This is a genomic window from Streptomyces sp. ActVer, assembly GCF_027270795.1.
GTDB lineage: Bacteria > Actinomycetota > Actinomycetes > Streptomycetales > Streptomycetaceae > Streptomyces > Streptomyces umbrinus_A.
Window position 1 is genome coordinate 1 of the sequence record NZ_JAPWHT010000361.1, and the last position, 10,733, is coordinate 10,733.

Consider the following 10,733-nt stretch of genomic DNA (forward strand, 5'->3'; position numbering starts at 1 on the left):
CCCCGCCGCCCCGGCGCGCGTGCCCGCGCGAGGGTCGAGGCCCGCCCCGGCGGCGAGCAGTTCTCCGCCACCGACGCCACCACCGACGCACCCTCGCACAACGGCCACGACAGTCGCGGCGGCCACGACGCAGCCGACCACCGCACCGCCTCGCAACATCCCGACAGCCGCGGCAGCCACGGCAGCAACACCAGCCCCGATCTCACCGGCCGTCCCGGTCGCACCAGTCACCCCCTGGACCCGCTGGACCCCCAACACCCCCCGGCCCCCCTCCCCACCCCCTCCGGCCTCCCCTGGGGCGCCGCGGTGCTCGCGGCCGGGCTCGCGGTGGAGACGTACGCCGGCCGTACGTCCCCGGCCCTCGCGGGACCCGAGCTGCCGGGCGGCTTCAACGTCGGGCCCCTCGGTGTGCTGGTCGGCTGGGCGCTCACCGCGTTCGGTCTCGCGCTGGCAGGGCCCGCGATCACGCACCTCTGCGGCAGGCTGCTCCAGGCGGTGCGGCCGGGCGCGCTGCGGCTGCTCGCCGGACGCGTGCCCATGGAGGAGGCGGCCCGCATCGGACGCCCGCTCGGCGTGGTGTGCGCCGTGGCGTCGGGGGCGTACGCCATGGCCGCGCTCTATGGCCGCGCGCGCCCCGCCGTGGGGCCGCTCACCACCCTGGGCGCGCTGCTCGTCGCGGGATGCGCCGTCGCGACGCTCCTGACCGCCGCGGTGGAGGCGAGGAACGCGCGCGCCGACACCACGGCCGCCCTGCTGCGGCTCGGGGCGCCCGCCACGGCGCTGCGCAGCGCCGCAGCCCTCCGCACGGGTGCCCTGCTCGCCGTCTTCGGACCGCTGACCTGGGCGGTCGCGGAGCTGGCCGCACTGCCACTGACCCGCTGACGGCTCGCGACCGGCGGCTCGCGGCTCGCCCGAAGAACTCGCCCGAAAAAGTTCGCGGGACGCCGATGACTTTTCGACGGCCCCCCGGTCTACCCCTCCGAACAGCACATAACGCGACGGGAGAGACCGGACATGTACCAGCAGATGATCTTCGTGAACCTGGCTGTGAACGACGTCGACGCCTCCAAGAAGTTCTTCACGGAGCTCGGCTACACGATCAACCCGCAGTTCTCGGACGAGAACTGCGCGTCCGTCGTGATCAGCGACACGATCGTCGCGATGCTGCTGAACAAGCAGCGCTACGCGGACTTCACGAAGAAGGAGATCGCGGACTCGACGAAGACCAGCGAGGTGCTGCTGTGTCTGAGCGCCGAGAGCCGCGAGAAGGTGGACGAGCTCGTCGACAAGGCGATCGCGTCGGGCGGTTCGGCGAGCGGCGAGACCCAGGACTACGGCCAGATGTACGGCCGCGCCTTCGACGACCCGGACGGCCACACCTGGGAGATCATGTGGATGGACCCGGCGGCCATTCAGGGCTGAACCGGCCGTGCTTAGCATGGGCGGGTGCAGACGAGCCCCGCCCATGCGGCCCACCACAACGACCGTGAGATCGAGACGCTGGAGGAGTTCGACGCAGTCGTCTCGTCCCGCGGCACCCTCGCCGGCTTCCGTGTCCAGTGCGTCGATCTGACGGACCGTACAAGGGATTTGCTGGCGAGCGACGCCACCGGCGCCGTCTTCCTCGGCTGCCCGATGCGGGAGAACGCCGCGGCGAAGGTCCGTGCCGACGGCGCCCTGGTCTTCCCGCCGCTCCCCGGCCTGCCCTTCGACCCGTACCGCGGTCATCTCTACCGTCCCGACGAGCTGTTCGCCTCGCTCGACAAGGGGTACGAGGAGACGCCGGACGCCCTCGCGTACGCCTGGTTCCAGCAGACGAAGGCCGACGGCGACATCTACGCGTCGATGCTGCGCTCCGTCCACGACGACGCGATCTCCGACGCCCTCGACGAACTCCTGCGCGGCACGCGGGTGGTGGGCGTGATGGGCGGCCACGCACTCGGGCGCGGCACGGAGGCCTACACCGGCGCGGTCCGGCTCGGCCGTGCGCTCGCGCGCGCCGGGTTCACGGTGGCCACGGGCGGCGGCCCCGGTGCGATGGAGGCGGCGAACCTCGGCGCGTACGCGGCCCCGTACGACGACACGATGCTTCACGAGGCGTGCGAACTCCTCGCGAAGTCACCGTCGTTCGTGCCGTCGGTGACCGACTGGGCGCGCGCCGCCTTCGAGGTGCGTACGCGCTGGCCGAAGGGCAACACCTCTGTCGGCATCCCCACTTGGTTCTACGGGCACGAGCCGCCTAACGCCTTCGCCTCGCACATCGCCAAGTACTTCGCCAACGCCACTCGCGAGGACGGCCTGCTGGCCCGTTCGAACGCGGGTGTGGTGTTCCTGCCCGGCGCCGCCGGCACGGTCCAGGAGATCTTCGACAACGCGACCCCCAACTACTACGAGTCCCGCGGCGAACCCACCCCGATGGTGCTGGTGAACCGCGCGCACTGGACGGAGCGACTGCCCACCTGGCCCCTGCTCCAGGCGCTCGCCCGTGACCGCTCGATGGAGTCCCGGATCGCGCTGGTCGACCGGATCGAGGAGGCACCGGAGGCGCTCATCCGGTTGGCGCATGTAAATGAAAGCTAAAGCCGGGGGTCAAGACGGACAGACGGATTGACAACCCGAGACGTGGGCCAATAAACCTGTGAGGCGTCTGGGATTGCTGTTTCTTCGCAGCCAATCCCCCACCCCCCTCGTTTGTGCATCCCGTGAAGGGCAATCGTGTCCATATCTCGCCGTACCGCACGTTCCGTGCGCATTCTCGGAGTTGCCTCCGCCTCGGCCGCGCTCACGCTCGGCCTCGCCGGCAACGCGCTCGCCTGCAACATCAGTGAGTTCTCGGCCGTCGCCAAGTGCGACGGCGCCAAGGGTGTCATCAGCGTCACCGACAAGGACCCGACCGGCGCCGCAGCCACGGTCACGGTCTTCCTCGAGTCCAACGGCGCGGACGAGAAGCTCGTCGGCACCCAGGAGGTCAAGGGCTCCCGCGAGGGCGTGACCATCGACTTCTCGGAGGACTGGAAGCCGAACGCGGAGTACCGGATCCACGTCAAGGCCGGCAAGCAGGTCGACGAGGACATCAAGCCGAACCTCGTCACCCCGTCCGAGGCCTGCAAGTCCGAGGAGCCGTCGACGCCTTCGGCCACCCCGTCCCCGTCCGACGAGCCCTCCTCGCCGGTCACCGCGAAGCCCGAGTCCCCGGCGCCCTCGGAGCCCTCGGAGTCGGAGAGCACCCCGGCCGGCGGCAGCATCCCGTCTCCCGCGGGCGGCGACTCGAACCTCGCCGAGACCGGCTCCAGCTCCAACACCGGTGCCATCGCCGGAATAGCGGCCGCGCTCGTGGCGGCCGGCGCCGGCGTCATGTTCGCCCTCCGCCGCCGCGGCACCTCGAACAACCACTGAGCACCACCCGATTGACCCAGTTCCACCAGGCGTGGCCCGCCCCCCTTACGAGGGGGGCGGGCCACCGCCCTTTCGGGGCACGGGGAACGGCGCGAGCAACCCAGACCGGCCGGCACCTGGCAAACCGGCCTCGACCACCGGCTTTCAGGGGCGCGGGGAACTGCGCAATCTTTAGGGGCGCGGGGAACTGCGCGACAAGCCCCCACCGTCCCGCAGACTCATCAACCTGCCGGCGCTAGTCGAACGTGGCCCGCTCCAGCCAGAAGTCCAGCAACTCCCGCTCCCCCAGAACCTCCAACTCCCCACCATCCGGCGCCATTCGGCGATAGAAGGCGAGCATCACCTCGGTGAGCGGCCCCCGCAACGCAACGTTCGCCTTCTCGTGCCCACGCCGCCAGTCGATCCCCTCGTCCTCGAACTCGATGAGCCACTCGGCATCCAGACCGGGCTCCGCATCGGTGGCGTGGAGATGGATGCTGCGCCCCACCCCGCGCAGCTCCCGCGCGGCATCGTTGGGGTACTTCTCCTGCGCGAACCGCACGATCTGCAGCCACTCGTCGATCGCGTCGGCGGCGAACTCCGGCGCCACCTCGTACGTCACCCCCGCGGCGATCGCCGCATCGGCCCGGTGGACCACCGTCTCGTGGGTCATGCGCCGCGCCCAGAACCCGGCCGTGTGCTCCCAGGCCCAGGACCAGGCTGCGGTGTCGGCCCCGGCGATGCGAAAGGTCTCGGCGGCCTTCTCGGCGCCCTCCGCGAGCCAGGCGTCCAGGGCGGCGGGGTCGTCGCCCTCCGGCCCTCCGGCATCGGCCACGTCCTCGACCGGCACGTTCTTCGTCGCCCGCGTCCGCACGATGTGCTCGGACCAGCGATGCGCCTCGCCCACATGCACAGCGAGCTGCCGCAGCGTCCAGTCAGGACAGGTCGGTACGGTCGCACCGAGATCGGCCCCGGCGAGATGCGACCTCAACAGCGCGGTCTGCCCGACGATTTCGCCGCAGTAGCGGTCGTGCCCAAGTAGCGTCATGGCCCGCACCCTAGGCTCCCCGGGGTCCCCCGAGTACGACAATTTCCGCCGCGTCGAACGCCACCCCGACCTCGTCCCCCGTCTCCGGCGCGTCCCGCAGCGCACACGCCGCCTCCAGCCACGGCGCGCCCTCAGGCTGCAGGCGTACGGCGACATGGGTGCCCCGGAACGTCCGCGCGGCCACCGTGCAGCGCAGCCCCTCGGCCGCCGGTACGAGGCGTACACCGGCGGGCCTGACGAGCAGGTCGACCTCGCCCTGCAGCGCGTCCGAGGGCACCGGCAGCTTGCCCCACGGCGTGTCCGCGGCCTCCCCGCTGACGGTCGCCCCGGTCACGTTCTCGAAGCCGAGGAAGCGGGCCACGAAGGCGTCGGCCGGGCGCTGCCAGACCTCAAGTGGCGTACCGGACTGGGCGATCCGGCCGTCCCGCATCACGACGACCCGGTCGGCGAGCGCGAACGCCTCCCCCTGGTCGTGGGTGACCGCGAGCACGGTCGTGCCCAACTCGCCGAACAGCTCGCGGAGTTCGACCACCAGCCGCTCCCGCAGCGAGCGGTCCAGCTGGCCGAGGGGTTCGTCGAGCATGAGCAGCCGGGGGCGGGGCGCGAGGGCCCGGGCGAGCGCGACGCGCTGCTGTTCACCGCCGGAGAGGGAGGCGACGGCCCGCCCACGGGCGCCGGGCAGCCCCACCAGATCCAGCAACTCCCGCACACGTACGGCCTGTTGGTCCTTCGACTCGCCGTGCATCCGCAGTCCGAAGGCCACGTTGCCGCCCACGTCGCGCTGCGGGAACAGCTGGTGGTCCTGGAACATCAGGCCGACACCCCGCTTGTGCGCGGGCACACCGTGGAGGTCGCGGCCGTCCAGGAACACCCGTCCCTCGTCCAGGGGCTGGAGCCCCGCGACGGCCCGCAGCAGGGTCGACTTGCCGCTGCCGCTGGGCCCGAGCACGCTCACGATCTCGTGCTCGGCGACATCGAGCCCGACGGAGTCGAGCACGGCCCGCCCACCGAACCGTACGGTCGCGCCAACGAGTTCGAGCTTTGCGTCGGGCATGGTCAGAACTCCCCGGTCCGGTCGGTGCGAAGGCGTTCGAGAACGAGCAGTGCCACCGCGCACACCATCATCAAGATCGTCGAAAGTGCCATGGCCTGCCCGTAGTTGAGCTCTCCGGCCCGCCCGAGCAGCCGTGCCACGGCGACCGGCAGCGTGGGGTTGTCGGGCCGCGCGATGAAGACGGTCGCGCCGAACTCACCCAGCGACACGGCGAAGGCGAACCCGGCCGCGATCAGCAGCGCCCGCCGGACCATCGGCAGATCGACCTCGCGCCACACCCGCCACGGCGAGGCCCCGAGCACCGCCGCCGCCTCGCGCAGGCGTCCGTCCACCGCCCGCAGCACGGGCAGCATGGTCCGTACGACGAAGGGGACGCCCACCAGCGCCTGCGCGAGCGGCACGAGGATCCAGGTGCTCCGGAGGTCCAGCGGCGGCTCGTCGAGCGCGATGAGGAAGCCGAACCCGACGGTCACGGCGGAGACGCCGAGCGGCAGCATCAGCAGGGCGTCGAAGCCCCGTACGAGACGGCCGGCGTCCCGGCGGGTGAGGGCGGCGGCCGCGAGTCCGCCGATCAGCAGGGCGATGGCGGTGGCGGCGAGGGCGTACTGCAGCGAGTTGCCGACGGCCTCGATCGGCGGGACGAGGAAGATGCCGCCCTCGTCGCTGGTCAGCGCCCTGTAATAGCCGAATCCGGGGGCGCCGAGGGATCGCTCGACCAGCACGGCGAGCGGCAGCACCAGCAGGACGGCGATGGTGGCGAGGACGCCGGCGAGCAGTGCCCACTGCCCGGCGCCGCGCGGCCGTCGCGCCGTCACGGACGCGTCGACCAGCCGCAGAGCCGTCTCCCGCCGCCGTACCGTCCACGCGTGGACGGCGAGGATCGCGCCGACCGCCACGAACTGGACGAGCGTCAGGACGGCGGCCGTCGAGAGGTCGAAGATCTCCGAGGTCTGCCGGTAGATCTCGACTTCGAGCGTCGAGAAGGTGGGCCCGCCGAGGATCTGCACCACGCCGAACGAGGTGAAGGTGAAGAGGAAGACCATGAGCGCGGCGGCCGCGACGGCGGGCCCGAGCGCCGGAAGCGTCACCCGGCGCCAGGCGGCGAACCGTGAGGCGCCGAGCACCCGTGCGGCCTCCTCCTGGCGCGGATCGAGCTGCGACCAGAGGCCGCCGACCGTGCGGACGACGACCGCGTAGTTGAAGAAGACGTGCGCGAGCAGGATCGCCCACACGGTCGTGTCGAGCCGTACGCCCCACAGCTCGTCCAGGAGCCCGCCGCGGCCGAGCAGCGCCAGGAACGCCGTGCCGACGACCACGGTCGGCAGCACGAACGGCACGGTGACTACGGCCCGCAGGACCTGCTTGCCCCTGAAATCGAAGCGCGCGAACACATACGCGCCGGGGAGCGCGATCAGCAGCGTGAGCGCGGTCGAGGCGAGTGCCTGCCAGGTCGTGAACCACAGGACGTGCCGGATGTCGGACTGCGCGAGCACATCGCCGATCCGCCCGAACCGCCAGACCCCGTCGATCCTGAGCCCGCGTGCCGTGATCGCCGCGACCGGGTAGGCGAAGAAGAGCCCGAAGAACGCGACGGGCACAGCCATGAGAGCGAGCCGCGCCGCGCCCCCCGTACGCGGGCGCGTGCGCGGCTTCGCCTCGGCGCGGGGCTCTACTTCAGTACGAGCGAGGTCCATGACTTGACCCACTCGTCACGGTTGTCGGCGATCTTGGCGGGGTCGAGGGTCTCGGGGTTCTCGGCCTGCGGGCCGAACTTCACGAACTCCGGGGGCACCTGGGCGGCCTCACGGACCGGGTACACGAACATGTTGAGCGGCATGTCGTCCTGGAACTGCTTGCTGATCAGGAAGTCGATGAGCGCCTTGCCGCCCTTGCTGTTCTTCGCGTTGCTCAGCAGGCCCGCGTACTCGACCTGGCGGAAGCAGGTGCCGTCCGCGACCCCGGTCGGCGCGGTCTTCGGCTTCGGGTCGGCGTAGATGACCTCGGCGGGCGGCGACGAGGCGTACGAGACGACGAGCGGCCGGTCGCCCTTGGCCTCCTTGCCGCCGGCGGACCCGGAGAACTCCACGTTGTAGGCCTGCTCCCAGCCGTCGACCACCTTCACGCCGTTGGCCTTGAGCTTCTTCCAGTAGTCCTGCCAGCCGTCGTCGCCGTACTTCGCGGCCGTCCCGAGCAGGAAGCCGAGGCCGGGCGAGGACGTGGAGGCGTTCTCGGTGACCAGCAGGTTCTTGTACTCGGACTTGATCAGATCGTCGAAGGACGTCGGCGGAGCCAGCTTCCGCTTGTCGAAATACGCCTTGTCGTAGTTGACGCAGATGTCACCCGAGTCGATGGGCGTGACGCGGTGCCTGTCCTGGTCGACCCGGTACTGCGGCAGGATCAGGTCCGAGCCCTTGGCCTGGTACGACTGGAACAGCCCGTTGTCGAGCGCCCGCGACAGCAGCGTGTTGTCGACGCCGAAGAAGACGTCGCCCTGCGGGTTGTCCTTGGTGAGGATGGCCTTGTTGACGGCCGTACCGGCGTCGCCGTCCTTGAGGACCTTGACCTTGTAGCCGGACGCCTTCTCGAACTCCTTCAGTACGGCCTTGGTGTAGGCGAAGGAGTCATGGCTGACGAGGGTGACGGTCTTGGACCCGGAGCCCTCGTCGCCCGAGTCGGACGAACCGCACGCGGCGAGCGCGGCGAGGCCGAGCCCGGTGACCGCGACCACGGCCGTGAACTTCCTGGTGGTGGTGCTCACTGAATTCCTCCTGGGGGTGACCAGGAAGAGACGCGGCCCTGCCCGGGACCTCGGTCGGATCCCGGGCAGGGCGCAACAGCTTGAGTAGTGACCGAACTTCCTACCCAGAATGACCTGGGCAAGGTTCAGAGGGTCTGCGGGCTGTCCCGCACTCTCAGCGCTGTGGCGCTCCCCTGTCGGAATATGAAGATGTACGTACGTCCGCCAGACTACCGCTCGGTGGCCGCGAGCTGCCCGCAGGCCCCGTCGATCTCCTGGCCACGGGTGTCCCGGACGGTGACCGGCACACCATGGGCGGCGATCGCCTCGACGAACGCCTTCTCGTCCTCGGGCCGCGAGGCGGTCCACTTGGAGCCGGGTGTCGGGTTCAGCGGAATCAGGTTCACATGCACCGGCTTGCCCTTGAGCAGCCGCCCGAGCCGGTCACCGCGCCACGCCTGGTCGTTGATGTCCCGGATGAGCGCGTACTCGATGGAGAGCCGACGCCCCGACTTCGCCGCGTACTCCCACCCGGCGTCCAGCACTTCCCGTACCTTCCACCGCGTGTTCACGGGCACGAGCGTGTCACGCAGCTCGTCGTCCGGTGCGTGCAGCGAGATGGCGAGGCGGCACTTGAAGCCCTCGTCGGCGAACCGGTTGATGGCGGGGACGAGACCCACCGTGGAGACGGTGATCCCCCGCTGCGACAGCCCGAGCCCGTCCGGCTCGGGGTCGGTGAGGGCCCGGATGGACTGGACGACCCGCTTGTAGTTGGCCAGCGGCTCGCCCATGCCCATGAAGACGATGTTGCTGAGCCGGGCCGGCCCACCGGGAATCTCCCCGTCGCGCAGCGCCCGCATCCCGTCCACGATCTGGTGCACGATCTCGGCGCTGGACAGATTCCGGTCGAGACCGGCCTGCCCGGTCGCACAGAACGGGCAGTTCATCCCGCAGCCCGCCTGCGAGCTGATGCACATGGTGACCCGGTCCGGGTACCGCATCAGCACGGACTCGACGAGCGTGCCGTCGAAGAGCCGCCAGAGGGTCTTGCGGGTGGTGTTCTCATCGGTGGAGAGATGCCGCACGACCGTCATCAGCTCGGGCAGCAGCGCCTCCTGCAGCTTGGCGCGCGATCCCGCGGGGATGTCGGTCCACTGCTCCGGGTCGTGCGCGTACCGCGCGAAGTAGTGCTGCGACAGCTGCTTGGCACGAAACGGCTTCTCACCGATCGCGGCAACCGCCTCTTTACGCTCGGCAGGCGTGAGATCAGCAAGGTGCCGCGGCGGCTTCTTGGCTCCGCGGGGGGCAACGAAAGTGAGTTCTCCGGGCTTAGGCATGGCCGTACCAGTGTCGCAGATCGATTCGTGTGACTTGTGCCCCCGGCAGTCTCAGCTGCGGGACTGGGCATCCAGGAACCGGTGGACCGATTCCGTCATGCTCGCCACGAACGAGTCACGGGTCCGGTCGGAGACCTGTTCCAGGGACAGGTACGGGTTGAGGTCCTCCAGCTCGACGAGGAGCAGCGCGCCTTCCTGCGTGCGGCAGGCGTCCACGCGCTGGATGCCGTGGTCGAGGGTGTTCCAGTCGATGAAACGCCGGGCGAAGGCCAAGTCGGCGTCGGTGGGCTCGTAGGGATCGAGGACCCAGCGGCGTTCGGGATCGGGGGCGTGAAGGGCGTACTGGAAGGTGTCGTCGACGTAGTAGAAGGACACTTCGTAGCGGAAGTCGATGCGCGGCTGGACCAGGATGTCACCGTAGGCGAGGCCGTCGAGCTGCTCGCGGGGCACGAAGGCCAGGCCTATGGAGTCCGCGCCCACCTTCGGCTTGACCGCGTACTGGCCGGCCTCGGGCAGCAGGTGCAGGTCCTCGGGCCGGTCGACGGTGGGGATGACCGGGTGTCCGGCGGCGGTCAGATCCAGTAGGTACTGCTTGCCGGCCATGTCGCCGCGGCCGGACAGCGGGTTGTAGACCCGGGTACCGGCGGCCGCGGCCCGCTCCCGGAAGGCGTCGTACTCCTTCTGGTAGTGCAGCACCGGCCCGCTGTTGCGGACCACGACCACATCGAAGGCGTCCATCAGCGCGGCGGCGTCCAGCGGGTGACACAGGGCGACGTCGAAGTCGTCACGGAGTCGGGAGGTCAGGAAGATGTCCTCGTCGCAGTAGCGCCGCCCCCGCGCCTGATAGGCGAGATCGGTCATGTACAGAGCCCTACGGCGGTCCGGCATCGCACATCTCCTTAAGCGGTGCGACAAACCTACCCATCCCGCAGGCCACGTTCTCGGGCAGGCGGGCGGCCGTGGGCTGCCGACGGGCCCGAGTCCGATGCCGCAGGACGTCGGGCACTGTCCCAACGGTCACACCTGGACCTACAATCGAACTCGTGTACGAATATGTGTCTCGCCCGGATCATCGGCGCAGCGACCGCGATCGGCTGGTCCGGCGGCTGCGCCGCACCGACGACACCAGCGCCGCCGCCTCCGTCACGCCCACCCCCGCGCCGACCCCCACGAACGACGCCT

General features: G+C 70.3%; 9 protein-coding genes, 1 pseudogene and 1 riboswitch. Of the genes and pseudogenes, 4 read left to right on the top strand and 6 right to left on the bottom strand.

Annotated features, from left to right (window positions below):
• The 4 genes and pseudogenes from O3Q52_RS39345 to O3Q52_RS39360 form a co-directional block, all read left to right on the top strand.
• A pseudogene (locus O3Q52_RS39345) lies at window positions 1-882 on the top strand (hypothetical protein); the annotation flags it as partial.
• A gap of 132 nt (window positions 883-1,014) precedes the next feature.
• A complete protein-coding gene (locus tag O3Q52_RS39350) occupies window positions 1,015-1,422 on the top strand; it encodes a VOC family protein (protein ID WP_269653364.1) in 408 nt (135 codons plus the stop codon).
• 24 nt (window positions 1,423-1,446) lie between these two features.
• Complete coding sequence (locus O3Q52_RS39355) at window positions 1,447-2,580, top strand: LOG family protein (protein WP_269653365.1); 1,134 nt, start codon at window positions 1,447-1,449, stop codon at window positions 2,578-2,580.
• A 165-nt stretch (window positions 2,581-2,745) separates the two neighbouring features.
• Entirely contained in the window at window positions 2,746-3,396 is a 651-nt protein-coding gene (locus tag O3Q52_RS39360; protein ID WP_269653366.1) for an LAETG motif-containing sortase-dependent surface protein, read from the top strand.
• A 235-nt stretch (window positions 3,397-3,631) separates the two neighbouring features.
• On the opposite strand, the gene O3Q52_RS39365 is transcribed toward O3Q52_RS39360, so the two are convergent.
• The 6 genes from O3Q52_RS39365 to O3Q52_RS39390 form a co-directional block, all read right to left on the bottom strand.
• The gene (locus O3Q52_RS39365) at window positions 3,632-4,423 is read right to left on the bottom strand and encodes a maleylpyruvate isomerase family mycothiol-dependent enzyme (RefSeq protein ID WP_269653367.1); all 792 of its coding nucleotides are present in this window, start codon (window positions 4,421-4,423) and stop codon (window positions 3,632-3,634) included.
• Window positions 4,424-4,433: 10 nt separating this feature from the next.
• Window positions 4,434-5,477 carry an ABC transporter ATP-binding protein gene (locus O3Q52_RS39370; protein WP_269653368.1) on the bottom strand — a complete coding sequence of 348 codons (1,044 nt, stop codon included), beginning with the start codon at window positions 5,475-5,477 and terminating at the stop codon, window positions 4,434-4,436.
• A gap of 2 nt (window positions 5,478-5,479) precedes the next feature.
• Entirely contained in the window at window positions 5,480-7,171 is a 1,692-nt protein-coding gene (locus tag O3Q52_RS39375; protein ID WP_269653369.1) for an iron ABC transporter permease, read from the bottom strand.
• Window positions 7,147-8,235, bottom strand: a complete 1,089-nt coding sequence (locus O3Q52_RS39380) for a thiamine ABC transporter substrate binding subunit (RefSeq protein ID WP_269653370.1) — start codon at window positions 8,233-8,235, stop codon at window positions 7,147-7,149. The genes O3Q52_RS39375 and O3Q52_RS39380 overlap by 25 nt, the downstream gene beginning before the upstream one ends.
• A 79-nt stretch (window positions 8,236-8,314) precedes the next feature.
• Window positions 8,315-8,420: riboswitch (TPP riboswitch) on the bottom strand.
• Between the two features lie 24 nt (window positions 8,421-8,444).
• A complete protein-coding gene (rlmN, locus tag O3Q52_RS39385; protein WP_269653371.1) occupies window positions 8,445-9,551 on the bottom strand; it encodes a 23S rRNA (adenine(2503)-C(2))-methyltransferase RlmN in 1,107 nt (368 codons plus the stop codon).
• Window positions 9,552-9,602: 51 nt separating this feature from the next.
• Entirely contained in the window at window positions 9,603-10,439 is an 837-nt protein-coding gene (locus O3Q52_RS39390) for a hypothetical protein (RefSeq protein WP_269653372.1), read from the bottom strand.
• Window positions 10,440-10,733: the final 294 nt, after the last annotated feature.

Bases quoted from the DNA above. Each gene is read 5' to 3' on its own strand.
- O3Q52_RS39375 (WP_269653369.1), bottom strand. From the start codon at position 7,171: ATGGACCTCGCTCGTACTGAAGTAGAGCCCCGCGCCGAGGCGAAGCCG.
- O3Q52_RS39390 (WP_269653372.1), bottom strand. From the start codon at position 10,439: ATGCCGGACCGCCGTAGGGCTCTGTACATGACCGATCTCGCCTATCAG.
- O3Q52_RS39350 (WP_269653364.1), top strand. From the start codon at position 1,015: ATGTACCAGCAGATGATCTTCGTGAACCTGGCTGTGAACGACGTCGAC.
- rlmN (WP_269653371.1), bottom strand. From the start codon at position 9,551: ATGCCTAAGCCCGGAGAACTCACTTTCGTTGCCCCCCGCGGAGCCAAG.
- O3Q52_RS39365 (WP_269653367.1), bottom strand. From the start codon at position 4,423: ATGACGCTACTTGGGCACGACCGCTACTGCGGCGAAATCGTCGGGCAG.
- O3Q52_RS39370 (WP_269653368.1), bottom strand. From the start codon at position 5,477: ATGCCCGACGCAAAGCTCGAACTCGTTGGCGCGACCGTACGGTTCGGT.